Annotated in this window: 23 protein-coding genes and 1 pseudogene; 14 read left to right on the forward strand and 10 right to left on the reverse strand. The window is 71.1% G+C overall.

What is annotated here, in order from left to right; all coding sequences use genetic code 11:
- Positions 1 to 294: 294 nt before the first annotated feature.
- Complete coding sequence (locus AB0J64_RS52235; RefSeq protein WP_364045200.1) at positions 295 to 1170, reverse strand: RIO1 family regulatory kinase/ATPase; 876 nt, start codon at positions 1168 to 1170, stop codon at positions 295 to 297.
- A gap of 250 nt (positions 1171 to 1420) precedes the next feature.
- On the opposite strand from AB0J64_RS52235, the gene AB0J64_RS52240 reads away from it, so the two are divergent.
- Complete coding sequence (locus tag AB0J64_RS52240; protein WP_364045202.1) at positions 1421 to 1987, forward strand: hypothetical protein; 567 nt, start codon at positions 1421 to 1423, stop codon at positions 1985 to 1987.
- On the opposite strand, the gene AB0J64_RS52245 is transcribed toward AB0J64_RS52240, so the two are convergent.
- Both AB0J64_RS52245 and AB0J64_RS52250 read right to left on the reverse strand, forming a co-directional pair.
- Positions 1984 to 2559 carry a Uma2 family endonuclease gene (locus tag AB0J64_RS52245; protein ID WP_364045204.1) on the reverse strand — a complete coding sequence of 192 codons (576 nt, stop codon included), beginning with the start codon at positions 2557 to 2559 and terminating at the stop codon, positions 1984 to 1986. The two genes, AB0J64_RS52240 and AB0J64_RS52245, sit on opposite strands and share 4 nt — an antisense overlap.
- Positions 2560 to 2618: 59 nt before the next feature.
- Complete coding sequence (locus AB0J64_RS52250; RefSeq protein ID WP_364045206.1) at positions 2619 to 3224, reverse strand: hypothetical protein; 606 nt, start codon at positions 3222 to 3224, stop codon at positions 2619 to 2621.
- 126 nt (positions 3225 to 3350) lie between these two features.
- Between AB0J64_RS52250 and AB0J64_RS52255 the strand changes: the two genes are divergently transcribed.
- Positions 3351 to 4145 carry an alpha/beta hydrolase gene (locus tag AB0J64_RS52255; RefSeq protein WP_364045208.1) on the forward strand — a complete coding sequence of 265 codons (795 nt, stop codon included), beginning with the start codon at positions 3351 to 3353 and terminating at the stop codon, positions 4143 to 4145.
- Here AB0J64_RS52255 and AB0J64_RS52260 read toward each other — a convergent pair.
- Genes AB0J64_RS52260 through AB0J64_RS52280 form a run of 5 tightly spaced genes read right to left on the reverse strand, consistent with a single transcriptional unit; the run spans position 4136 to position 9137 of the window.
- Positions 4136 to 4735, reverse strand: a complete 600-nt coding sequence (locus tag AB0J64_RS52260; protein ID WP_364045210.1) for a DUF4126 domain-containing protein — start codon at positions 4733 to 4735, stop codon at positions 4136 to 4138. The two genes, AB0J64_RS52255 and AB0J64_RS52260, sit on opposite strands and share 10 nt — an antisense overlap.
- Positions 4736 to 4769: 34 nt before the next feature.
- Entirely contained in the window at positions 4770 to 5585 is an 816-nt protein-coding gene (locus AB0J64_RS52265; RefSeq protein ID WP_364045211.1) for a carbohydrate ABC transporter permease, read from the reverse strand.
- A 2-nt stretch (positions 5586 to 5587) separates the two neighbouring features.
- Positions 5588 to 6550 (reverse strand): sugar ABC transporter permease, encoded by a 963-nt coding sequence (locus tag AB0J64_RS52270; protein WP_364045213.1) that lies wholly within the window; start codon positions 6548 to 6550, stop codon positions 5588 to 5590.
- Positions 6540 to 7850 carry an extracellular solute-binding protein gene (locus AB0J64_RS52275; RefSeq protein ID WP_364045214.1) on the reverse strand — a complete coding sequence of 437 codons (1311 nt, stop codon included), beginning with the start codon at positions 7848 to 7850 and terminating at the stop codon, positions 6540 to 6542. The genes AB0J64_RS52270 and AB0J64_RS52275 overlap by 11 nt, the downstream gene beginning before the upstream one ends.
- A 39-nt stretch (positions 7851 to 7889) precedes the next feature.
- On the reverse strand, positions 7890 to 9137 hold the full coding sequence (locus tag AB0J64_RS52280; protein ID WP_364045216.1) for an ROK family transcriptional regulator: 1248 nt from the start codon (positions 9135 to 9137) through the stop codon (positions 7890 to 7892).
- Between the two features lie 86 nt (positions 9138 to 9223).
- Between AB0J64_RS52280 and AB0J64_RS52285 the strand changes: the two genes are divergently transcribed.
- The 3 genes from AB0J64_RS52285 to AB0J64_RS52295 are packed head-to-tail and all read left to right on the forward strand — an operon-like array spanning position 9224 to position 13322.
- Entirely contained in the window at positions 9224 to 11404 is a 2181-nt protein-coding gene (locus tag AB0J64_RS52285; protein WP_364045217.1) for an alpha-N-acetylglucosaminidase TIM-barrel domain-containing protein, read from the forward strand.
- An 8-nt stretch (positions 11405 to 11412) separates the two neighbouring features.
- Positions 11413 to 12315, forward strand: coding sequence for an N-acetylmuramic acid 6-phosphate etherase (locus AB0J64_RS52290; RefSeq protein WP_364045218.1), 903 nt, complete (start codon positions 11413 to 11415; stop codon positions 12313 to 12315).
- Positions 12312 to 13322: a BadF/BadG/BcrA/BcrD ATPase family protein gene (locus tag AB0J64_RS52295; protein WP_364045219.1), complete on the forward strand. Its 1011-nt coding sequence runs from the start codon at positions 12312 to 12314 to the stop codon at positions 13320 to 13322. The genes AB0J64_RS52290 and AB0J64_RS52295 overlap by 4 nt, the downstream gene beginning before the upstream one ends.
- On the opposite strand, the gene AB0J64_RS52300 is transcribed toward AB0J64_RS52295, so the two are convergent.
- Together AB0J64_RS52300 and AB0J64_RS52305 are read right to left on the reverse strand one after the other, a co-directional pair.
- Entirely contained in the window at positions 13267 to 14397 is a 1131-nt protein-coding gene (locus AB0J64_RS52300; protein WP_364045221.1) for a nitronate monooxygenase family protein, read from the reverse strand. The two genes, AB0J64_RS52295 and AB0J64_RS52300, sit on opposite strands and share 56 nt — an antisense overlap.
- Before the next feature lie 142 nt (positions 14398 to 14539).
- Complete coding sequence (locus AB0J64_RS52305) at positions 14540 to 15202, reverse strand: acyltransferase (protein ID WP_364045222.1); 663 nt, start codon at positions 15200 to 15202, stop codon at positions 14540 to 14542.
- A 110-nt stretch (positions 15203 to 15312) separates the two neighbouring features.
- On the opposite strand from AB0J64_RS52305, the gene AB0J64_RS52310 reads away from it, so the two are divergent.
- The 9 genes and pseudogenes from AB0J64_RS52310 to AB0J64_RS52350 all read left to right on the forward strand — a co-directional run.
- A complete protein-coding gene (locus tag AB0J64_RS52310; RefSeq protein ID WP_364045224.1) occupies positions 15313 to 16977 on the forward strand; it encodes a CTP synthase in 1665 nt (554 codons plus the stop codon).
- Positions 16974 to 17576 (forward strand): NUDIX hydrolase, encoded by a 603-nt coding sequence (locus AB0J64_RS52315; protein ID WP_364045226.1) that lies wholly within the window; start codon positions 16974 to 16976, stop codon positions 17574 to 17576. The genes AB0J64_RS52310 and AB0J64_RS52315 overlap by 4 nt, the downstream gene beginning before the upstream one ends.
- 15 nt (positions 17577 to 17591) lie before the next feature.
- Positions 17592 to 18497 carry a site-specific tyrosine recombinase XerD gene (locus AB0J64_RS52320; RefSeq protein ID WP_364045227.1) on the forward strand — a complete coding sequence of 302 codons (906 nt, stop codon included), beginning with the start codon at positions 17592 to 17594 and terminating at the stop codon, positions 18495 to 18497.
- Positions 18498 to 18614: 117 nt separating this feature from the next.
- Positions 18615 to 19556, forward strand: coding sequence for a ParA family protein (locus AB0J64_RS52325; RefSeq protein ID WP_364045229.1), 942 nt, complete (start codon positions 18615 to 18617; stop codon positions 19554 to 19556).
- The gene (locus tag AB0J64_RS52330; RefSeq protein ID WP_364045230.1) at positions 19553 to 20371 is read left to right on the forward strand and encodes a segregation/condensation protein A; all 819 of its coding nucleotides are present in this window, start codon (positions 19553 to 19555) and stop codon (positions 20369 to 20371) included. Before AB0J64_RS52325 ends, AB0J64_RS52330 begins: the two co-directional genes overlap by 4 nt.
- A gap of 646 nt (positions 20372 to 21017) precedes the next feature.
- Positions 21018 to 21551 carry an SMC-Scp complex subunit ScpB gene (gene scpB / locus AB0J64_RS52335; RefSeq protein WP_364045234.1) on the forward strand — a complete coding sequence of 178 codons (534 nt, stop codon included), beginning with the start codon at positions 21018 to 21020 and terminating at the stop codon, positions 21549 to 21551.
- On the forward strand, positions 21548 to 23341 hold the full coding sequence (locus tag AB0J64_RS52340; protein WP_364045232.1) for a pseudouridine synthase: 1794 nt from the start codon (positions 21548 to 21550) through the stop codon (positions 23339 to 23341). The genes scpB and AB0J64_RS52340 overlap by 4 nt, the downstream gene beginning before the upstream one ends.
- A 69-nt stretch (positions 23342 to 23410) precedes the next feature.
- Positions 23411 to 23770: a chorismate mutase gene (gene aroH / locus AB0J64_RS52345; protein ID WP_344985025.1), complete on the forward strand. Its 360-nt coding sequence runs from the start codon at positions 23411 to 23413 to the stop codon at positions 23768 to 23770.
- 64 nt (positions 23771 to 23834) lie between these two features.
- Positions 23835 to 24467, forward strand: a pseudogene (locus AB0J64_RS52350) (prephenate dehydrogenase); the annotation flags it as partial.
- Positions 24468 to 24561 lie beyond the last annotated feature (94 nt).

Raw genomic sequence — 24561 nt, forward strand, 5'->3', positions numbered from 1 at the left:
GATGTCTTGGAGTGACACACCTCTTCTACAGCGGCTCCGCTGCTTTGTTCACCGGCTTTGACGAACAGCCCTAACTCTTAACTGAACGGCGTTGGGTCTAGAGGAGCGCGTACTCGACGGCTGTGGCGGCGGAGGCCGCGGCCTGGATGGCCGCGACGGCGGCCAGTGCCACGGCGAGCATGACGACGAACCTGATGGCAGCACGCATGTGAGTCCCCTGTCGATCGGCGGTTTCCACCATCTCTTCGGCGCCGGGCGGAGGACGGATGACTGCTCGCCGCATTCCGCTGCCGGTCACGAAGCCAGCCCGGCCTCCTTGCGGAGGAGGGCGGCGAGGGAGCCCGGGTCAGCGGCCGTGACGCCCTTGGCGGCGAACCAGGTGGCGACGTTGTTCGCGTCCCGGTCAAGGAAGGACGGGCCGGTCGGGTGCGCGATCACGTCCACGATCTGCGGCAGGTCGATGATCACGAGTCTCCCGTCATGGACCAGCAGGTTGTACGGCGACAGGTCGCCATGGGCCAGCCCCTCCCTGGCCAGCGTGACCATGGCCGCCACGAGCTGCTCCCATAGATCGTCCAGGCCCTCGGACACCTGGGCCAGCCGCGGCGCCGCGTACCCGTCGTGCGTCCCGATGAACTCCTGCAGGATCTCGGTCTCGACGATCTGCACCGGGTACGGCACGGGAACCCCCAGCTCCCACAGCCGGCACAGTGCCGAGAACTCGGCCACCGCCCACTGGGCGGCGATCACCTGCTTGCCGAACGCCGTGCGGTTGGCCATGGCCCGGTTCATGCGGCTCTCGCGGGTCCTGCGGCCCTCCAGGTAGCCGGAGTCGCGGTGGAAGAGGCGGTGGTCGGAGCCGCGGTAGCGCTTGGCGGCCAGCAGGCAGACCCGGTCCGTGCCGGGCACACCCCGGGAGATCAGGTGTACGTCGGCTTCCTTGCCGGTCTTGAGAATGCCGTACTCGGTATCGACGGCGGCCAGCTCGGTGACCAGCCAGTCGGGGTACGGCCTGGGCCCCTTCTCCGTCGGTGTGCTCTGGTCCCAGGTGGACCAGCGATCACCCTCGGGCGGCCCGTCGTCGGTCTCGGGGGTGCTCTCCAGCCACTCGATGTCGTCGGCGTCGAGGGCGTTCTTGCCACGGGTGCGGTGTTGCGAGTGCTTCGGCACGGTGGGATTGCTCCAGGTGTGAGCCCACCGGTGCGCCGATCAGATCAGTGGCGGATGCCCGGTGGGAGGGATGGGGGACGCGGAAAACGGCACGCGAACAGTCGTCGTCACGGTCTCATCCTCCCTTCGCGCCAAGGCTCAGCGATCAACGCGCCGAGTATGCCGGGCCGGTGCGAGGGCCCGCAACTCATTTATGGCCGGGGCGTAAATGCGGTGCGGCGGCCCCGGCCTGGCTTGTACGGTGCGGGACATGCGACGTTGCCCGGAATGCGACCACTGGGAGCCCGCCGGCGCCCACGGATGCGCGCGGTGCGCGGGACTGGTGGACGAGATCGTCGAGGAGGGCTGGCGGGAGTTCCTGGAGCGTGAGTTCGGCACGTCCCGGCCGCCCGACGAGCGCGTCATCGCCGAGATGGTCGCCGACGAGCCCGACAAGCACCCGTGGCGCGTGGTGGACGCCGCCTACGACCGGCTGACCTGCCCCGAATGCGGCGGCCGGCTCAGCCGGGGCCCGGCCGGATGCGCCCCCTGCGAGCTGGCGAACGGCTTTCGCTACTCCGCCATCGAGATCGACCGCCCCGCCGTCCCGCCGGGCAACGAGCACGCCCTGCGGGTGAACGTGGCCGTGACGCGTAGGCCGTACGGGAAAGGGATCTCGGAGTCCGAGGTGTTGCTGCGGCGGCTGTCGCTGCCCATCCTTCTCGAGGGCCGCCTCCCCACCCGAGCCCAGGCCCAGGCCACCAAGGCCCTGGCCAACAGCGGCGCCACGGAGGCGGAGCTCGCCGCGCTCATCTACGGGGAGTGGGGCGGCGCCTAGCGTGGCGGCCACTCCAGACGGAGGTCGATGTCGACGTCGAATCCGATGTCGGTGCGCAGGCGCTCGCGATGGATCCCGGTGGGCACATAGGCCCTGACCGCGGGCTCGAGCTCGAACGTGTAGGCCACGGGCTGGTCGGCTTCCTGTTCGATGCGCCAGAAGTGCTTGATGCCCGCGGCGGCGTATTTGAGCGGCTTTGTGGTGCGATCCCTCTCCAGCGAGTCCTCTGAGGCCACTTCCACCACAAGATGGACGTCTTCGGGGGTGAGGGAGGTGGTGGCGAGCGTGAACGCCGAGCTGTCCACCACGAGGACATCCGCCTCCGGACGCTGGCGCGCGCCCAGCGTCACCGTCATTCCCCGAAGGACCGTCAAGTGCTTCGGGGGACGGAGACGCTGCTCGAACAGCCGCACGGTGACCATGTGGAAGCACGTCTGCGGCGACCGTATGACGAGTGCCCCGTCGATCAGCTCCACGTGCCTGGGTGCGTCGGGAGGCAGGTTGTCGAGCATGTCGGCGGTCCAGCCCTCGGGAGGCCCCGGGTAGAACCACTCGGGAAGTGCCGTGGTCATCCTCGTGTCTCCCTCGACCGGCTCACGCAGCGGATCAATAGTGACACGGTGAGTAGCCGTCAGGGGAGATCTTTGCGTTCCTCGATCGAGCGGCGGTAGAGCTCGTCGATCTGGTCCAGCGGGTCAGGGGCGTGCCGGCGGGCCTCGATCTCCAGATCGGTGCGTGAGCTGAGATCGGCGATACCCGTGGCCGTGTGCCGGACCTGGTCGCCCAGGAGGTCGGCGCGGATGCGGGCGCACATGGCCGTCAGCTTGGCCTGGTGCTCCCTGAGCCGGCCGAGCGTGGCGTGGTCGACGTACGGCGACATGCGGCGCTGCTGGGCGTACATGCCGAGCTGGCCGTCGTGGACGTCCGCCTGCGCCGACAGGTCGGCCATGAGGCGGGGCAGGTCGCCGAGGCCCCAGCCCTGGCGCTGGGCGTGCTCGACGGCCTGGCGGGTGAGGGACACTTCGCGGCGCAGGTCGAGCCGGAGGCGCTCGACCTCGGCGGCGTCGCCCGTGCCCATGGCGTTGACCTGCGTGGTGAGCCGCGTCGTGGCCTGCTTGGCCTTGACCGCCGCCTTCCTGCCGAGCTTGACCAGGAGATAGATGCCCGCGCCTCCCAGCAGCAGGAGGAACGCCAGGATCACGACTACGACGACAACCAACTCGCTGATCTCCGTCACCCCCTGTCGGTGTTGATGATTTGAGGATAGTGCGCCGGGGCGGATACGGCGCGGCGTCGTACCAAGCAAGCACTTGATTGGAGTGGTCGGGCTGTGTTTCAGTGCTCAGGGAGGAGGGCGAGGGAGATGCCGTACGCGGACGTGGGTGGAAATATCCGGCTCTTCTACACCGATGACGGGGAAGGGCCGCCGTTGCTGCTCGTCCACGGGTGGGGCGCCGACTCCCACCAGTGGTCCTGGCACATCGACGCGCTGGCCGCCGCTCACCGGGTGGTCGCCGTCGACCTGCGCGGGCACGGCTACTCGTCCGTCCCGGATGACGGCAACACCCCGCGCATGATGGCCGAGGACCTGAGCGTTCTCCTGGGAATCCTCGGCATCCCCCAGGTGGTCGCCGTCGGGCACTCGATGGGCGCCCAGGTCGTGTCCATCCTCGCCGTCGAGCACCCCGAGCTCGTGCGCGGCCTCGTCGCGGTCGACCCCGGCTACGGCATGACGGACCGGGTCGCCTCCCGCTTCCCGAAGATGATCGCGGGCCTGCGCGGCGAGCACCCCCACGCCGCGGCCGAGCGGATCGACAAGTGGTGCACGAACGCCGGCACGCCCCCGGTCATCAGGCGCTGGCACAAGCGCAGGCTGTACGGCATGCCGCCGCACGTGCTGGCGCAGGCGTTCGAGGCCATGTTCACGGCTCCCGACGCCATCGGCGTACGCCCGGCCAGCGACGACTACCTCGCGCGCAGGCGCTGCCCCGTGCTGTCGGTCTGGTCGGACCAGGAACAGGCGAGCTGGGAGTCGGGGCTGCTCAAGGACCCCGCGTCCAAGGTCGTGTGCTGGGAGGGCGCCAGTCACCGGCTGCACGAGGAGCGCCCCGGCGAGTTCGTGGACCTGGTGGAGGAGTGGCTGGGCGCTCAGAGCTGACCGCGTGCCGCCTTCCTGCGGGCGCGGAAGCGGCGTACCCGTCTGATCGACCACCACGCCAGCACGGCGAGCGCGAGCAGCGCGACGATCACCAGCACGGGGGCGAAGACGGCGACCACGCTCATGCCGAACGAGCCCGCGTCCTCTATCGTGCTCACCACCGGGGCGCCCACGCCCGCCGTGCCGACGTTGATCATCGGACGGGCGGTGGCCTTGATCGCGTGTACGGCCAGCGCCATCACGATGCCCAGCAGCCAGCCGGCCCATGGGTGCTCGGTCATCCAGGTGGAGTGGTCCAGCTCGGCCGCGGCGCTCGTGGCCGAGAAGACCACGCCGCCCGACGCCGGGCGGACCACGGTCTGGATGGTGTCGTTGACGCTGTCCACTGCGGGCACCTTGTCCAGGACGAACTCGGCCACCAGCAGGACGGCGATCACGGCGAGCACGCCCCAGTTGGACAGCCAGGAGTAGCCGTCGGGGAGCTTCACGGCGTCCGTGAAATTGGCCAGGACGCCCACGACCAGGAGCGGGATGTAGGCGTTCAGCCCGGCGGCCGTGGACAGCCCCAGGCCGGTCAATGCGGCGAACATGTCCCTAGTCTGCCCCGCGCCGGGCTCGGGGGCGTCAGCCCTTGATGGCGCCCTGCGTGATGCCGCTGACGAAGCTGCGCTGGAACACGAGGTACACGACGACGATCGGGGCGATGACGATCAGGCAGGCCGCCGCCAGCAACGGGATGTCCGTCGTGTACTGGCCGACGAAGAGCCCCAGGCCGCTCGGCGCCGTACGCCGGTCCGGGTCCTGCATCATCACCAGGACCAGCATGAACTGGTTCCACGACCACATGAAGTACAGCACCGACAGCGTGGTCACCGCGGGCCACGAGATGGGCAGCAGCACCCGCGCCAGGACCACGAGGTCCCTGGCGCCGTCGATGCGCGCCGCCTCGACGAGTTCGTCGGGCACGTTAGAGAAGTGCGTCTGCATCCAGTACACCCCGAACGGCATGAACAGCGCCGCCTCGGCCAGGATGACGCCGACGTAGGAGTTGGTGAGGCCGACCTCGCGCAGGTTGAAGTAGAGCGCCACCACGATGACCTCGATCGGCAGCGTCAGCCCCATCACGAACCCGAACGACAGCGTCCGGTGCCCCCACACCTTGAGTATCGCCAGCCCGTAGCCGGCGAGCGTGGCCATCGCCACCGCGAGCGGTACCACGAAGACCGCGATCAGCACGCTCGAACGCATGAGGTTCGTGAAGTTCCCCCGCTCCCACGCGAGCGCGAAGGTCTCCCACGACCACCGGTCCGGGATGCTCAACCCGTCGAGCTGCGCGCCCGAGGGATGCAGGGCCGCCAGGACGATGCCGGCGAAGGGCACCAGCACCATGACCGCCAGCAGGACGAGGACTCCGTAACGGACACTGACACCGCCGCGCATGCTCAACTCTCATCATCCCTGGTGAAGTATCGGACGGCGCTGACGACGGCGACCACGATCACGGTCAGCACGACGGCCAGCGCGCTGGCGCCGCCGATGTCGCCCTCGTTGAAGGCCAGCCGGTAGACGAGCAGGCCGGGCACGTTGGTCTGCCCCGCCGGGCCGCCGTTCGTGGTGACGAAGACGAGGTCGAAGCTGGCCAGCGCCGAGATGGTGGTGATGACGCCGGCGACCGTGATCTCCCTGCGCACCCCGGGCACGGTGACGTGCCGGAACTGCCGGAACGCCCCCGCTCCGTCGAGCCTGGCGGCCTCGTACAGGGACGGATCGATCTTCTGCGCGCCGGCCAGGAAGAGCATCATGCACAGCCCGCTCATCACCCACGTCCCGATCAGGCCGAGCGCGACCAGCGCCAGGCCGTAGTCGCCCAGCCAGGCACGGGTGATCGACCCGAGCCCCACCAGGTCGAGGAACTGGTTGACCACGCCGGACTCGCTGTAGAGCCACCGCCAGGTGATGCCGACGGCGACGAGCGGCAGCACCTGGGGGAGGAAGAAGACGATCCGGAAGAACGTCATCCCCCGCCGCACCTTGCCCATCAGGAGCGCCGTCATGAGCAGCCCGACGCCGATGGGGATGATCGAGAAGAAGACGATCAGCGCGAGGCTGTGCAGGATGGCCTCGTACAGCTGCGAATCACGGAAAATCTTGACGTAGTTGGACAGGCCCGCCCACTCCGCCGGCAGGATCCCGTCCCAGGTCAGGAGGGACAGGCGGAGCGTGTTCAGCGCCGGCCAGATGGCGAAGCCCAGGTAGACCGCGACCGCGGGCAGCACGTACAGCCAGCCGCGCGCCCGTCGCCCCAGCCGACGCGGCGGGCGGGCGGGCCCGTCGGTCACCCGCCCCTCGCCGCGGGCCTGAGCGGCCCGCGGCGGGGAGACGGCCGGGCTCAGCTCACGAGCCATGATGTCCGTCCCACGACTCCTGAAGGGACTTCAGGAAGGCGTCGGGGGCCATCTTGCCGCTGATGAGACCCTGGATGCCCGGAGTCAGCTTGTCGATCATGCCGGGCGAGGCGAAGTCGGGGAACGGCACGATCCCGTTGGCCTGCGCCACCGGCGCGAAAACACTCGCGATGTCGCCGCGCAGCCCCGTGGCGCCCAGTTCGGCCTTGGTGTCGACCGGCATGAACCCGCCGTCGAACTCGATCTTCGCCGCCTCCGGCGAGCCCAGGTAGTCGAGGAAGGCCGCGGCGACGTTCGGGTTCTTGGACTTCGACGAGATGGCGTACGCCACGCTCGCCCCCGAGGCGACCTTCGCCGGCTCGCCCGACGGTGTGGGCATGAGGAAGAAGCCCACGTCGTCCTTCATCTCCGTCTCCAGCGCGGAGGCGCCCCAGTTGCCGGTGATCAGGAACGCGCTCTTGCCCTTGGCGAAGCTCGCCAGCGCGTCGGGGTCCGCCGTGGCGCTCGCCCCGCTGGAGATGTAGCCCTTCTTCGCCCAGTCGGTCAGCGTCTGCGTGGCCTTCAGCGCGGCCGGGTTCTCGATCGTCGCGCCCGGCTTGCCGTACACCCACGACCGGTAGTCGTTGACGTCGCCGGTGACGTTGAGCAGCGCGTTCCAGAGGTGGAAACCGCCGACCTGGAGCGCGCCGTTGCTCAGCGGCGTCTGGCCGGCGTCCTTGGCCTTCTGCATCGCGGCCTCGAAGTCGGCCAGCGTCTTCGGCGCCTCTTTCACGATCTTCTTGTTGTAGAAGACGCCGAGCACGGAGAGCCCGCCGGGGACGGCGTACAGGTTGCCGGTCCCGAACTGCTTGGCCGACTTGTCGGAGCTGAGGACCTCGAGGCTGGCCGGCGGGAACTTGGTCGTCCAGCCGTACGCCTTGGACCACGGGCTCAGGTCGAGGATGAGGCCGGCCGGGACCAGGGAGTTCATGGCGCCCGGGTTGTACTGGGCGATGTCGGGTGCCGCGTCCCCCGACATCGCCAGTTTGATGGACTTGATGTAGTCGTTGAACGGCGTCATCTGGGGCTTGATGGTGACGTTCGGATGCTTCTTGGTGAAGCCGTCGATGAGCGCCTTGGTGGGCGGGTCGTTCGTGTAGGCCAGGGTGAGCGTCACCGGGTCGTTCGGAATGGTGGTCGACACGTCGACCTTGGTCGCCGTACTTCCGCCGGAGCCGCTGGTGCCGGCGCAGGCCGTCAGAGCGAACGCCGTCGTGACGCTGAGCGCCGCGACCGCCGCGCGCCGGGCTGGTCTCGTCATGCGTATGACCTTTCTCAATCGGGGGGTGGCGTCGTGTCTTCAACGGCCCTCAAGGCGACCGCTTCGCACCAGGCCGAACCTGGTTCGCTCGATCTCGTCCAGCGAGTGGAGCAGCGCCCCGTGGACGACGGCGTCCTCCTGGAGCGCGGAGACCTCCAGGGCCGGCTGATCCAACGGCTGGCCGGACAGATGCCGCCGGAGCGCCGTCAGCAGCGGCTCGCCGCATCTGGCCAGGGGTCCGCCGATGACCATGAGCCGCGGGTCGAGGATCGCCCTGATCACGGCGATGCCCTTGGCGAAGCGGCGGGCCACCACGTCGATGGCCTCCAGCGCCGCCGGGCTGCCCTCGACGACGGCGTCCAGCACGGCCTCGAGCGCCTGCTCTCCCGCGGCCTCGATCCGGGCCAGGAGCGCGCCGTCGCCGGCGCGTCCGGCCGCCGCCGCGGCCAGGCGCACGATCTCCGTGCCGCCGACCCGGTCCTCGAACGGGCCGAGGCCCCGCGGATGGCGGGCCCCGGCGGGCTCCTCGGTGAACAGGTCGAGGAAGCCGACGTCGCCGGCGTCGTTGGAGGCGCCGCGGTAGAGCTCGCCGTTGAGCACGATCCCGGCGCCGACCCGCTCACCCCAGTGAATCATCACCAGGGAGTCCTCGCGCTGTTCGGCGTCCCGCCACCGCTCGCCCTGCGTGGCCAGCTTGACGTCGTTGTCCAGGTAGACCGGGCAGCGCAGCGCCTCCTTCAGCCGGCGCGCGAGGAGGTCGCCGGTCAGGCCGGGCATGCTCGGGATGAGCTTGATGACCCCGCACGCGGGATCGACGATGCCGGGGGTGCCCACCGAGGCGAACCAGAGGTCGCCGGTCGTGATGCCGGCCTTGCGCAACGCCCGGTCCACCGTGGACAGGAGCGTCTCCACCACCTGCTCACCGCCGCGACCGGCGCCGAGCTGCTCCACATCGGTCACCGTGACCGTCCCGGCCAGGTCCGCCACCGCCACGCGCACGTCCTGCGGACTGATCGACAGGCCCAGCACGTGGCCCGCCTCCGCCCGGAACCGCACCAGTTGCGCCGGCCGGCCCGCGCGGGTGGAGTCGCGGTCGAGCGCGCCGAACTCGACGAGCCCCTCGGCGGCCAGCGCGTTGAGCGAGCGGGTGACCGCCTGGCGGGAGAGCCCCACGGCCTTGGCCAGCGCGGACACGCTCATGCTGGACTCGGCCCGCAGCTTCCGCAGGACGGCGGCGGCGTTGACCTCTCGCATGAACTGTGTGCCGGCGGCCACGACCTGCTCCATGCCCTCTCCCTGTCATCGGTTGCCGGTACGCTAGCATATTAATTATGGACCGTACGGAACTAATTAGTCGAGGGGTGTGACCTGCGATGTCGTCCGGTGACGGCCCACTCTGGGCGGACACTGTCCGCGGCCTGGCCCACCGCGTGCTGGGGCCCGTGGCCGAGTCGGTACGGTTCGCCGCCCGCGACGGCGGCGGGCGCGAGTACGCCTACGAGGCGGCGCGCGGCGTGCTCACCATCGCCGCGACCGACGGGGTGAGCGCCTCGGTCGCGCTCCACCACTATCTCCGTGACCGCTGCGGCGCCTCCGTGGGCTGGGACACGGTCCTGCCGCTGGGGCTGACGTCGCTGCCCGACGCCCCGCTCCGCGAAGGCTCGGCGCGGGTGCGCGAGGGCTACTACTTCAACTTCTGCACCTTCAGCTACACGATGCCGTACTGGGACTGGGCCGACTGGGAGCGCGAGATCGACTGGATGGCCCTGCACGGCATCACGATGCCGCTCGCGGTCACCGGCCACGAGGCCGCGCTGCACGCCGCCTACTCCCTCCTCGGCCTCGACGACCAGCGGATCCGGAGCTTCCTGGGCGGGCCGGGCTACCTGCCGTTCCAGTTCATGGGCTGCCTCGACGGCTTCGCCGGTCCGCTGCCCTCCTCGTGGATCGAGAGCCACCGCGAGCTCGGGGCGCGCGTCCTCGACCGCGAGCGCGCCTTCGGCATGACCCCTGTGCTCCCGGCCTTCACCGGGCACGTCCCGTACGAGATCGCCTCGACGGCGCGGGCCGGCCGCCGGCACTGGCAGGGGTTCGAGACCTGGGTCCTGGACCCGGCAGACCCGCTGTACGAGCGGATCGGCGCCGAGATCGCCCGCGCGCAGATCAAGCTCTTCGGCACCGACCACGTCTACGCCGCCGACCCGTTCATCGAGATGATCCCCATCGACGCCGACCCGGCCTTCCCCGGGGCCGTGGCGGCGGCGACGCTGGCCGGCCTGCGGGCCGCCGACCCGGACGCGGTCTGGCTCATGCAGGCCTGGCCGTTCTCCTACCAGCGGGACTTCTGGACCGAGGAGCGCGTCAACGCCTTCCTCGACGCGATCCCGGACGACCGGATGATCATGGCGGACCTGTGGGCGGAGCACGATCCGCTGTGGGGCCGCTTCAGGGAGTTCTCCGGGAAGCCCTGGCTGTGGTGCGCGCTGCTCAACTTCGGCGGACGCACCGACCCGGGCGCCGACCTGCGCGGGGTCCCGGCCGGGATCGACGCGGCCCTGGCGGCGGCGAGCCCGCCCGCAGGCCTCGGCCTGTCCATGGAGGCCACCCGCAACAACCCCGTCTTCTTCGAGCTCGTCGCCGACCAGATCTGGAACGAGGTCCCCGACCTGGACGCCTGGCTCGACTCCTTCGTGACCCGGCGTTACGGCACCGGGGACCGGTGGACGGACGAGCTGCGGGCGGCCTGGCGCGGGCTCCTGGACACCGTCTACGCCGCCCGGGGCGTGCGGATCGCCCCCGACCAGTTCCAGGGCGTGCTCACCGCCAACCCCTCGTACGCGCGGATCCCCGGCGGCGTGGCCGAGCTCCGCGACGAGGCCGCCCGCGTCCTCTGGTACGACCCGGCCGTGCTGGCGCGGGCGTGGGAGCGGCTGATCGAGGTGGCCGAGCACGATCCCGCCCTGCAGGACGGTCCGCTGGGGCACGATCTCGTCGAGGTGGGCGTGGCCTTCATGGCCAGGGTCGCCGACCGCTACCACCTCGACGCCGTGGAGGAGTCGGTACGGCTGGGAGCGGCGAGCGCGCCCGGTCTCGACCGGTTCCTGCGGGTCTTCGATGACCTGGACCGGATGCTGGCCTGCCGCCCCGAGTACACCTTCCGGCACTGGGAGTCCAAGGCGCTGTCGTGGGCCGCCGACGCCGCGGACCGCGACGTCCTGGCCGACAACGCCCGCCGCATCATCACGGTGTGGGGCACCTCGGACAGCCCCCTGCTCGACGACTACGCCGGCCGGCACTGGAGCGGGCTCGTCGGCGGCTACTACCGCGACCGCTGGGCGTTGTGGGCGAGCGGCCTCGACCGCGCGCTCGCCACGCCCGCCGCCTCCGCCGCCTCCGAAGCCTCCGAAGCGGAGCTGCAGGAACGGCTCCGTGAACGCGCCGAGGCGTTCCTGCGCGAGGGCCCGGCGCCGGCGCCGGCGCCGCGCGACCTCGGCGATCTGGCCGCGGAGTCACGACGGCTGCTCACCGCCCACGCGACCGCATTCGAACGATGAGGAGCACGATGACCCAGGTGGCACCACCGACCGAACGCCGCAACCCGCGCACCGCCGGCATCGACACGCTGGAGTCAGCAGACGTCCTCCGACTGCTGCTGGACGAGGACGCCAGGGCGGTCGAGGCGGCCCGCGCCGCGACCGGTCCGCTCGCCCGTGCCGTGGACGAGGCGCACCTCCGGCTGAGCGGGGGCGGAGGCGTGCACTACTTCGGCGCCGGCGCGTCGGGGCGGCTGGCGGTGCTGGACGCAACGGAGATCACGCCGACGTTCGGGGTGGAGCGCGGGCTCTTCACCGCGCACTTCGCGGGCGGGGCCGCCGCGCTCACGGACTCGTCCGTCGACCAGGAGGACGCCGAGGAGCTCGGGGCCGCCGACGCCCAGGTCCTCGGCGAGCGCGACGTGGCGGTCGGCATCACGGCGTCCGGGTCCACCCCGTACGTGGCCGGCGCGCTGCGCGCCGCCCGCGCCGCCGGCGCGCTCACCGTGCTGATCACCTGCAACCCGCTGGCGCCCCTGCGCGCGCAGGCCGACATCCACGTCGTCGCGGACACCGGGCCCGAGGCGCTCACCGGGTCCACGCGGCTCAAGGCCGGCACGGCGACCAAGGTGCTGCTGAACGCGTTCTCGACGGCTCTCATGATCAAGGCCGGGCGGACGTACTCGAACCTCATGGTCGGGCTGGTCGCCACCAACGCCAAGCTCCGCGAGCGGGCGGTGAGCGTGCTCGCGGAGGCGACCGGCCTCCCTAAGGAGGCCTGCCGCGCCGCGTTGGAGGAGTGCGGCGGCCGGATCCCCGAGGCGCTCGTGCGCCTCCTCACCGGCTGCCCGCCCGACCAGGCGCGGGCGGCGCTCGCCGCGTATCCGGGCGTCCGCGCCGCCGTCGCCGCGCTCGGCGGGCAGGCCGGATGAGCGGCGGCTTCGCGGGCGTGGACGTCGGCGGCGGGGGGATCAGGGTCCAGATCGAGAGCGGAGGGGAGAGCGCGTACGGGGAGGACACGGCCCCGGTGCCCCGGGACAGGGGCCGGGTGGACCTCGACCGGCTCGCCGCCCGGATCGCGGCGGTCGTCGAGGACGCGATCCGGGCCTCGGCTCCGGCGGTTCCCGCGCGGTTCGCGGGGATGGCCGTCGGGGTGACCGGGCTGCCGGGGCTGGTCAGGGATCCCGAGACGCTCTGGCGCGCGCTGGGGGAGCGGTTCGGGCTCGGGGCGCTCGTGGTGGCGGGGGACATGGTGACCACGCACGTGGGCGCGCTCGGGTTCCAGCCGGGGGTGGTCGTCGCCGCTGGAACCGGTGTCATCACCCTCGGCACCGATCTGGACGGCGTCTGGAACCAGTCCGACGGATGGGGTCACCTCCTCGGCGACCACGGCGGCGGCGCCTGGGTCGGGATGCACGGCCTCCAGGCCGCCCTGCGCGCCCACGACGGCCGGGCCGGCGGCTCAGCGCCCCTGCTCGAACGCCTGACCGCCCGCTTCGGCCACCCCCTCGACCTGGTGGCGCTCGTGTACGAGTCGGCCTCGCCGGCGCACCACCTGGCGTCGTTCGCGCCGTCCGTGGCCGACGCGGCCCGTGCGGGTGACCCGGTCGCACGGGACATCTGGGCCGAGGCCGGGCGGCAGCTCGGCCAGACCGCCGTGGCCGCCGCGACCGGGCTCGACCCGGTCTTCTCCTGGGGCGGGCGCCTCTTCGACGCCGCGGACCTGCTGATGGAGCCGTTCCAGAGCACCGTACGGGCCCTGCTGCCCGGGGCCCGGTTCGCGCCGCCGCGTGGCTCCTCGGCGGACGGCGCGCTCGCGCTGGCCAGGGCCGCGGCGGGTGGTGAGGTCCGGCCGCACCACCCCTACCTGTACGTCTTCGCGGCTAGTCGGAGCCGGACAGGCGCCGAAGCCGCTCCACCGCCTCCCCGAACTCGCTGATCATGTCGTAGACCACCTCGCGGGCCGGTCTGATCTGGTCGAGCTGGCCCACCACCTGGCCCACGAAGTAGTTGACCAGCTCGAGTGCCCCCGGCTCGCCCTTCTCGGCCGCCGCCCCGATGCGGGCCATCGCGCCCTCGGCCACCAGCAGCTGCAGCGGCATCCCCAGCGGTCCCGGGCTCTCCTGGCCGGAGTCCCACTCCTCCGTCCAGGCGGACTTGAGCTGGCGGGCCGGCTTGCCCGTACGGGACCTGGACCGGACCGTGTCCAGCGACGAGGCGGCCAGGAACTTGCGCTTGACCGCCGGGCTCGTCTCGGCCTCCTCCGTGGTCAGCCAGACCGAGCCGCACCACACGCCCTGCGCGCCGAGCGCCATGGCCGCCGCCATCTGCCTGCCTGACGCGATGCCGCCCGCCGCCAGCACGGGGGTCGGGGCCACCGCGTCCACGACCTGCGGCACCAGCACCATCGTGGAGACCTCGCCGGTGTGCCCGCCCGCCTCGGTGCCCTGCGCCACGATGAGGTCCGCGCCCGCGGCCACCTGCCTGCGGGCGTGCTCGACCGTGCCGACCAGCGCCGCCACCGGCACGCCCGCCTCCCTGGCCTTGGCGACCATCTCGGGCGGGGGCGGACCCAGGGCGCTGGCGATGAGCCCGATCGGGTGCTTGAGCGCCACGTCGATCAGCCCCGTCGCCCCGGTCGCCGTCACCCGCCTGCCGAGCTCGTCCGCCACCGCCGTCAGCGGCTGCACGGGGGCACTCACGCCGTACTTGGACAGCAGGTGGGTGACGAAGTCGCGGTGGCGGTCGGGGACGAAGTCCATGAGGTGCGCCTGCCGGTCGAGCGCGGAGGCGTCCAGCTTGCCGGGCACGAGCACGTCCACGCCGTACGGCCGGCCGTTCACCTGCCCGTCGATCCAGGTCAGCTCGGTGTCGAGCTGTTCGGGCGAGTACGCGATGGCGCCCAGCACGCCGAACCCGCCCGCGTTGGTGACGGCGGCCACCACGTCGCGGCAGTGGCTGAAGGCGAACAACGGGAACTCGATGCCCAGGCGCTCACAGATGGCGGTCCGCATGGTTCGACGCTATCCGGCAGAAGCTTGTTCGGTCCATCCCTTCACCCGGCTGCCCTGCCACGTCTCGCCGACCCGGCGCCGGCCGGCAGGGCAAGTGTTGCGTGCGGCTGAGGTGCTCCGCAGTGCGTGGGGGGTGTCGGGGTCAGGAGGCGGTGGCGCGGCGGTCCAGGGGGAGGGGGATGGGCGGGGCGTGCCACCCGAGTTCCGGCGTGTAGCCGCGTACCAGCCTGGCCGGGACGCCGGCGACCACGCTGTGGTCCGGGAACGTGCCGCGGACCACTGCCCCGGCCGCCACCACGCACTGGCGGCCCAGCGTCGTGCCCGGGAGGATGATCGCCCCGGCCCCCAGCCACGAGCCGGAGCCGATCGAGACCGGGCTGTTGCGGGGCCACTGGCGCCCGATCGGGACGTCAGGGTCGTCGTAGACGTGGTTCTGGTCGGTGATGTACACGTACGGGCCGGTGAAGACGTCGTCTCCGATGTCGACCGACTGGTGGGCCACGATGTGCGAGCCGCGGCCGATCGAGCAGCCGCGCCCGACGCGGAGGATGGAGTCGGGCCCGAGGTCCGCCCCCGGCATCATGCCGCACGAGAGCGACACGCGTTCGCCGATGAGCGTGTGGTCGCCGATCTCGATCCACTGCTCGCCGAAGATCGCGCCCGGGGGGAACGCGATGCTGACTCCGTCGCCCAGCCGGCGGAACCGGTAGCCCGCTGGGCTCACCGGGGAGATGGCGCCGGCGCGGCGGATCGCCCCGTAGGCACGGTGAATCAGCGTGCCCACTGCCCGCCGTACTAATGACATAGGGACCAAAGTTACCGCTAGGTCAACCCGTTCGAGCATGTCGGGGGCGTTGTTTGATATCCTGAGAGCCCGTGGACAGTTCGACCACACCTCGAGCCACGGGAGCCCCTTTGCGCAGCGCATCGCAAACCAAGCATCTGTTCGTCACCGGCGGTGTCGCCTCCAGTCTCGGCAAGGGGCTCACGGCCTCCAGCCTCGGTCGCCTGCTCAAGGCACGCGGTCTCAGGGTCACCATGCAGAAGCTCGACCCGTACCTGAATGTCGACCCCGGGACCATGAACCCCTTCCAGCACGGCGAGGTGTTCGTCACCGACGACGGTGCGGAGACCGACCTCGACGTCGGCCACTACGAGCGGTTCCTCGACACCCACCTGCACGGCTCGGCCAACGTGACCACCGGGCAGATCTACTCCAACGTCATCGCCAAGGAGCGGCGGGGCGAATACCTGGGCGACACCGTCCAGGTCATCCCGCACATCACGAACGAGATCAAGGACCGCATCAGGGGCATGGCCGGCCCCGAGGTGGACGTGGTCATCACCGAGGTCGGGGGCACGGTCGGCGACATCGAGTCGCTGCCGTTCCTCGAGGCCGTGCGGCAGATCAGGCACGAGGTCGGCCGCGACAACGTGTTCTTCCTGCACGTGTCGCTGCTGCCGTACATCGGCCCCTCGGGCGAGCTCAAGACCAAGCCGACACAGCACAGCGTCGCCGCGCTGCGCAGCATCGGCATCCAGCCGGACGCGATCGTCCTGCGCTCCGACCGGCCCGTGCAGACGGCGATCAAGCGCAAGATCAGCCTGATGTGCGACGTGGACGAGGACGCCGTCGTCTCCGCCGTGGACGCGGCCTCGATCTACGACATCCCCAAGGTGCTCCACTCCGAGGGGCTCGACGCGTACGTGGTGCGCCGGCTCGGCCTGCCGTTCAGAGACGTCGACTGGAAGGAGTGGGAGCAGCTCCTGCGCCGGGTGCACCGGCCGGCGAAGGAGGTCACGATCGCCCTGGTCGGCAAGTACATCGACCTGCCGGACGCGTACCTCTCGGTCACCGAGGCCCTGCGGGCGGGCGGGTTCGCCAACGACGCGCGCGTCAACATCCGGTGGGTCAAGAGCGACGACTGCGAGACCCCCGAGGGCGCCGAGCGCGAGCTCGACGGCGTGGACGGCGTGCTGATCCCCGGCGGGTTCGGCGTACGCGGCATCGAGGGCAAGATCGGCGCGATCCGCCACGCCCGCGAGGGCAAGATCCCGCTGCTCGGCATCTGCCTCGGCATGCAGGGCATGGTCATCGAGGCCGCCCGCAACATGGCCGGCATCGAGGACGCCAACTCCGCCGAGTTCGACCCCGACACCAAGCACCCGGTCATCTCCACCATGGCCGACCAGGAGGACGTCGTCGCCGGCGAGCGCGACATGGGCGGCACCATGCGGCTGGGCAGCTACACCGCCAAGCTCGGCGAGGGCACCCTGGCCAGGCAGCTGTACGGCGGCAAGGCCAAGGCCGACGAGCGCCACCGCCACCGTTACGAGGTCAACAACGCCTACCGCGAGCAGCTCGAGAAGGTCGGCCTGGTCTTCTCCGGCCTGTCACCCGACGGCCGGCTGGTCGAGTACACCGAGCTGCCCACCGACATCCACCCGTTCTTCATCGGCACGCAGGCGCACCCCGAGTTCCGCTCGCGCCCCACGCGGGCCAACCCGATGTTCAAGGGCCTCATCACCGCATCCCTGGAGTACGCGGACGCCAGGGTCGGCGCGAAGGTCGGCCAGTGAAGACGGAAGACACGCCCGAGAGCTGGGACGTCGTCGACTCCAAGGAGCGGTTCCAGGGCCACGTCATCAAGGTGGTCACGGACACGGTGAAGATGCCCCGCGACGAGGTCGCCGACCGCGACTACGTGGTGCATCCCGGCGCGGTCGCCGTGCTCGCGCTCGACGACCGGGACCGGGTGCTGCTGATCAGGCAGTACCGCCACCCCACCCGCATGCTGATGTGGGAGCTGCCCGCCGGCATCCGCGACGTCGAGGGCGAGTCGCTGGTCGCCGGCGCCGCCCGCGAGCTCGAGGAGGAGGCGGGCTACCGCGCCGACACCTGGTACACGCTGGTCGACCTGCGCACCTCGCCCGGCATGAGCGACGAACGGATCAGGGTGTTCCTCGCCCGTGATCTGACCAAGGTCGAGACCGACTTCGTCCACCGGCACGAGGAGATCGACATGCCGGTCGAATGGGTGCCGCTGGCGGACGCGGTCGAGAAGGCGCTCATGGGAATGATCCACAATTCCCCGGCCGTGGCCGGTATCCTCGCCGCGTACGCGGCTTCGGTTGAGGGGTTCGCCCTGTTGCGCCCCGCCGACGCTCCTGAGGCGTGACGGAAGGACCAGCTCGTGGAGGCGGTGCTCTCCAGCTACCTCGCCCATCTGGCGGTGGAGCGGGGCCTCGCTGCCAACACGCTCGCGTCCTACCGCCGTGACCTGCGGCGATACGTCGCCCATCTGCACGCGCGCGGCCGGGCGGAGCTCGACGAGGTGGGGGAGGCCGACGTACTGGCCTTCCTCGCCTCCTTGCGCGAGGGCGACGGCGAGCACCCCGCGCTCGTCGCCAGCTCGGCCGCCCGCGCCGTCTCCGCCGTGCGCGGGCTGCACCGTTTCGCTCTGCGCGAAGGCGTCACGGCCCATGACCCCGCCCACGAGGTAAGCCCGCCGCGCCAGCTCCGCAGGCTCCCCAAAGCCATCGCCGTGGACGAGGTCGAGCGGCTCATCGCCGCCTCCGGCCCCGACGGCGCGCCTCTCACGCTGCGCAACCGCGCGCTGCTCGAGGTTTTGTACGGCACCGGCGCCCGCATCTCCGAGGCCGTCGGGCTGGCCGTGGACGACCTCGAGGACGATCAGGTACGCCTGCGCGGCAAGGGCGGCCGCACCCGCGTCGTGCCCTTGGGCCGCTACGCCCGCTCGGCGCTCGACGCGTACCTCGTACGGGCCCGTCCTGGGCTGCTGGCGCACGGGCGCGGCACCCCCGCCGTGTTCCTGAACGCCAGGGGAGGCCGTCTGACCAGGCAGGGAGCGTGGGAGGTGCTCCAGGCCGCCGCCGAACGCGCCGGACTCGCCCGGATAAGTCCCCACGTTCTCCGCCATTCCTTCGCAACCCACCTTTTGGACGGCGGCGCTGACGTTAGGGTGGTCCAGGAGCTGCTCGGCCACGCCTCCGTGACGACCACGCAGGTCTACACGCTGGTCACGGTCGACAAGCTCCGCGAGGTCTATGCCGCCGCGCATCCGCGTGCCCGGCAGTGATCTATAGTCGTTTCCGACGTGCGGCACCGTCGGCGTGCCGCCTTGCCGCATAAAGTGCCGACGCCATAGTGTCCGTCCGGACGGTCCGGTTCGGGATCGTCAGGGAGGTTCGAGCTGGTGACTGTGACGACCAAGGGTTCGACCCCGGGGACCCCCGACAACCCCTGGGGCGACACGAAGACCAACGCGCCTTCCAACGGCGTCAACCTGGGGCCCACGCAGCGGCCCCGACCCGTGTTCCCCGAGCCGGTGCCGCCCTCGGTGCACGGCCCGGCGCGCGTGGTCGCGATGGTCAACCAGAAGGGTGGCGTCGGCAAGACCACGACGACCATCAACCTGGGGGCCGCGCTCGTCGAATGCGGCCTCAAGGTGCTGCTGGTCGACTTCGACCCGCAGGGCGCGCTCTCGGTCGGCCTGGGCATCAACCCGCTCCAGCTCGACCTGACCGTCTACAACCTGCTGATGGAGCGGGGCGTCACCGCCGAGGACGTGCTCCTCGAGACCGGCGTCGAGGGGCTCGACCTGCTGCCGAGCAACATCGACCTGTCGGCCGCCGAAGTCCAGCTCGTCACCGAGGTCGCGCGCGAGCAGGTGCTCGGCCGGGTGATCAAGCCGCTGCTGCCGCACTACGACGTGTGTCTCATCGACTGCCAGCCCTCGCTGGGCCTGCTCACGATCAACGCGCTGACCTGCGCCCATGGCGTGATGGTGCCCCTGGAGTGCGAGTTCTTCGCGCTGCGCGGCGTGGCGCTGCTCATGGACACGATCTCCAAGGTCCAGGAGCGGCTCAACGAGGACCTCGAGATCGAGGGGCTGCTGGCCACCATGTACGACGCCCGCACCCTGCACGGGCGCGAGGTGCTGGCCCGCGTGGTCGAGGCGTTCGGCGACAAGGTGTTCCACACGGTGATCAACCGTACGGTCCGCTTCCCCGACGCGACGGTCGCCGGCGAGCCCATCACCACCTTCGACCCGTCCTCGCTGGGCGCGAACGCCTACCGTGAGCTGGCCCGCGAAGTGCTGTCGCGCTGGCCGGCGCCTGCCACAATGGCCAGGTGACCGACTCCGAGCAGACTCCTCAAGGGTTCCAGGTCCACCTGGACGTCTTCGAGGGCCCCTTCGATCTGCTGCTCGGGCTCATCGCCAAGCACAAGCTGGACATCACCGAGGTTTCGCTCTCCAAGGTCACGGACGAGTTCATCGCCTACATCCGCTCGCGCGGGCCCGAGTGGGACCTCGACCAGACCAGCCACTTCCTGCTGGTCGCGGCAACCCTGCTGGACCTGAAGGCGGCCAGGCTGCTGCCTTCCGGCGAGGTGGAGGACGAGGAGGACCTGGCGCTGCTGGAGGCCAGGGACCTGCTGTTCGCACGGTTGCTGCAGTACAAGGCGTACAAGGAGGTGGCGAAGCTCTTCGCGGGGCGGATGGCGGAGGAGGCGCTGCGCTTCCCCCGTACGGCTCCGATGGAGGCGCAGTTCGCCAACCTGCTGCCCGAGCTCATCCTGGGCATCGGGCCGGAGCAGCTCGCCAAGATCGCCGCCAAGGCCTTCACCCCCAAGCTGCCGCCCACCGTCAACGTCGGGCACATCTACCAGCCCCTCGCGAGCGTCAAGGAGCAGGCGGCCATCCTGGTCATGCACCTGCGCCGGCTCCGGCGCGCCACCTTCCGCGCGCTGGTGGCCGACTGCGACGGCACCTTCGAGGTCATCGCCCGGTTCCTGGCGGCGCTGGAGCTGTTCCGGGAGTCGGCGGTGACGTTCGAGCAGGTCGAGCCGCTGGGGGACCTGCACATCACCTGGACGGGCGCTGACGACGGCGACGTCGCGGTGGGTGACGATTACGAGGAATCCGCGGAGAAAGCACGCAATGACTGACAACCCACTGCCCACCCCCCGCCGCTCCCCGGACTCCGAACCGCCACTGCCCGCCTGGATGACCCTCCCGGGCTCCCTCGTCCAACCGTCCGCCCCGGCTGTGGAGGACGGTGAGATGCCGGAGGACGACGTCCCGCCCCCGTCGCCTTCCGGGGAGACGCCTGAGGACGAGTTCTCCGAGGAGACCCCTGAGGACAACCTCTCAGAGGAGATGCCTGAGGACGATGTGCCGTCGGACCAGGTGCCGTCGGACGACGTCCTGCCGTCCTTCGACGAGACGCCCGCCCCTCCGACCGCCGCCCTTGCCGACGCCGCGACGCCCACTGCCGACGATGGCGCAGCGGACGTCGCGCAAGTGGCCGATGCTCTGGACGCCGATGACGTGGCGGCTCAGGCGGGTGCCGCCGAGGTAGCGGGTCAAGCGGGCGCAGGCGACGCGGCGGCTCACGTGGGCGCTGTCCCAGGCGTGGATCCTTGGGGCGCCGGGTCGTCGGGCCGTGGTGCGGTGGAGTCCGCCGCGACGCGCGCTTCTGAGGACGTGGTCGACCCGGAGACCGGAGAGGGGACGGCGCAGGGAGGCAGCGAGCCGGACCCGGGACGGGAAGGCGGCGAGGAAGGCTCCGGGCAGGAAGGCGGCGGCCCGACGCTGGAGGCGGCGTTGGAGGCTATCCTGCTGATCGTTGACGAGCCCGTCGCCGAGGTGACACTGGCTCAGGTGCTGGAGCGGCCCACCCATGAGGTCGCTGCGGCGCTGCGAAGGCTGGCGGCGGAATACACCGCGGCCGGCCGGGGTTTTGACTTGCGAGAAGTCGCGGGCGGTTGGCGGTTCTACACGCGGGCCGACTGCGCGCCTTTGGTCGAGCGGTTCGTACGCGACGGCCAGCAGACGCGGCTGACTCAAGCCGCGCTGGAAACACTCGCGGTCGTGGCTTACCGGCAACCGGTGAGCCGGGCTCGCGTAGCCGCGGTACGCGGCGTCAACAGCGACGGCGTCATGCGGACGCTCGTCGCAAGAGGGCTGGTCGAAGAGGCCGGCACCGACCCGGAGAGCCAGGCAGTGCTCTACCGGACAAGCTCATACTTTCTTGAACGTCTGGGACTTCGGGACCTCAGCGAGCTCCCCGAGCTCGCGCCCTTCCTCCCCGACGACGTGGAGAACCTCGAGGAGACAACAAAGTGATCAACAGGCGAAGCACCCCGTCCGGTGATGGACGCGGTCGTGGACGTACCGGCGGCTCCGACCAGGGCCGTGGCGGGCGTCCCGCCTTCCGTTCCGACTCCGGTTCGGGTTTCCGTTCCAACGACGCACGTGGCGACTCCCGCGGTGGGGGCCGGCGTGACGACTCCCGCGGCGGATCGCGTGACTCCCTTCGCGCCGACCGCAGTGGATCGCGTGCCCGGTACGGGTCTGGCGCGCGTGAGCAGGGCCCCTCGCGCGGCGAGCGCGACGACCGTTACCGCCGCGACGACCGCGAGCCGCGTCGCGACGACCGTGGCAGCCGTTACGGCGACCGCGAGACCCGTCCCGGTGACCGTGAGACCCGTCCCGGCGGTCGCGAGACCCGTTCCGGTGGTCGCGAAAGCCGGCCCGGTGGTCGCGAAGGCCGTCCCGGATACCGCACCGAGCGCCGTGACGACGAGCGTGGCGGTGGCTACGGCGCCGGCCGTCGTGAGGAGCGCGGCGGTGGTGGCTACGGCGCCGGTCGCCGTGAGGAGCGCGGTGGCTACAGTGCCGGCCGACGTGACGAGCGTGGCGGCGGCTACGGTGCCGGACGCAGCGAGGAACGCGGCGGCTATGGTGCCGGACGCAGCCAGGAACGCGGCGGCTATGGTGCCGGACGCAGCCAGGAGCGCAGTGGCTATGGCGCCGGGCGCGGTGAGGATCGTGGCGGGTTCCGGGCCGACCGGAGCGGGCGCAGGGAAGACGCCGCCCCGGCTTCCACGCGCTCCAGGTACGGCAAGCGCGACGCCGATGCCCGCCCCGAGCGGGCCCCGCGTACGACCCGGCGCGACGACGTACAGACCATCGGAGGCGGCGGCCCCCAGCGTGACCGCCGGACCACCGGAGGCGGCGGCCCCCAGCGTGACCGCCGGACCACCGGGAGCGGCGGCCCCCAGCGTGACCGCCGGCCCGTCGGAAGCGGCAGCCCCCAGCACGACCGGGTGAAGGCCGCGCGCCAGCCCCTCCGTGACCGCGCCTTCTACGACGACGACTACACCGACGAGCGCGACACCACCGAGGTCCCCAACGGGGTGCGGCTGCAGAAGGTGCTCGCCCAGGCGGGCGTGGCCAGCCGCAGGGCGTGCGAGGAGATGATCGGCGAGGGCAGGGTCACCGTGAACGGCCAGGTCGTGCGGCGCTTCGGCGCCAAGGTCGACCCGGCGACGCAGGTCATCCACGTGGACGGCAAGCGCATCCCCACGGCCCCCGACCTCGTCTACTACGCCATGAACAAGCCCATCGGCGTCGTCTCGACCATGAACGACCCGCAGGGCCGTCCGTGCCTGGCCGACTACGTCGAGGAGCTGGCGCCGCGGCTGTTCCACGTGGGCAGGCTGGACACCGAGACCGAGGGCCTGCTGCTGCTCACCAACGACGGCGAGCTGGCCAACAGGCTGACGCACCCCAGCTACGGAGTGCAGAAGAAGTACTGGGCCAAGGTGCCGGGCCCGATCCCGCGGGACCTGGGGCGCCGGCTCAAGCAGGGCATCGAGCTGGAGGACGGCATCGCCAGGGCCGACGACTTCTCGATCGTTCAGGAGCACGGCCAGCAGGCGCTGGTCGAGGTCGTCCTGCATGAGGGCCGCAAGCACGTCGTACGACGCATGCTGGAGGAGGCGGGACACCGGGTGATCGACCTGGCCAGGATCGAGTTCGGCCCGGTGAAGCTGGGCCGTACCAAGCCGGGCACCGTCAGGGCGTTGACCTTGAATGAGGTCGGCGAACTTTACGCTGCCGTGAAGCTGTAATCTGGCTGGACGCAGGAGCCCGTGCGCACCTCCGCACGGGCTCTCCCGCTATGGAAGGGGACGAACCACATGGTGCGCGCGATCCGTGGGGCGATCCAGGTGGACGCCGACGACCGCGACTCGATCATCGTGGGCACGACCGAGCTGGTCGCTGCGATCATGGAGCGTAACCAGCTGACCACGGACGACGTGATCAGTGTGCTGTTCACGGCCACGCCCGACCTGACGGCCGAGTTCCCGGCGCTCGCGGCGCGTAAGCTGGGTTTTCACGAGGTGCCGCTGATCTGCTGCACCGAGATCGCCGTGCCGGGGGCGCTGCCCCGCGTGGTGCGCCTCATGGCCCACGTCGAGACCGACCGCCCGCGGTCGGAGATCCAGCACGTTTACCTGCGTGGCGCGGTGGCGTTGCGGCAGGATATCGCGCAGTAAGCAGCTGAAAAGCGCACCACGAGAGACTCAAAACTCCAATAGCCGGATAAATCAGGACACCGACATGGAACTTCGTACCGTGCTCGTCGTCGGCACCGGTCTCATCGGCACTTCCGCGGCCCTGGCGCTGCGCAAGCGCGGCGTACGCGTGCTGCTCGCCGACCGTGACCAGGGCGCCGTACGGCTGGCGCGAGAGCTCGGTGCCGGTGAGGAGTGGCAGGCCGGCGAGGAGCCTTCCGAGCAGGTGGATCTGGCGGTCATCGCCGTGCCTCCCGCCCACGTGGCGACCGAGCTGCTGGAGCTCCAGCGGATCGGCGCGGCCAGGTTCTACACCGACGTCGCCAGCGTGAAGGTCGAGCCCCTCGACCGGGCCGCGCAGCTCGGCTGCGACCTGGCCACCTACGTGGCCTCCCACCCCCTCGCGGGGCGCGAGAAGTCGGGCCCGGGTGCGGCCAGGGCTGATCTGTTCCTGGGCCGGCCGTGGGCGCTGTGCCCCACCGAGGCGTCCGGCGCCGAGGCGAGGGCGGCCGTGCTGCGGCTGATCGAGCTGTGCGGGGCCAACGCCGTCGAGGTGAGCGCGGCCGACCACGACCGCGCGGTCGCGGTCGTCTCCCACGCGCCCCATGTCGCCGCCTCCGCCGTGGCCGCCCGCCTGGCCGACGCCACCGACGTCGCGCTCGGGCTGGCCGGCCAGGGCCGCCACCAGCAGCAGGGCGGCCACCAAGGCGATGGGCAGCAGGATGCGGAGGGTGCCGCGGACCAGGTCCACCCAGAAGTTGCCGAGCGTGTCG

It is taken from the genome of Nonomuraea sp. NPDC049695, from assembly GCF_040674955.1.
In the GTDB taxonomy this organism is placed as follows: domain Bacteria; phylum Actinomycetota; class Actinomycetes; order Streptosporangiales; family Streptosporangiaceae; genus Nonomuraea; species Nonomuraea helvata.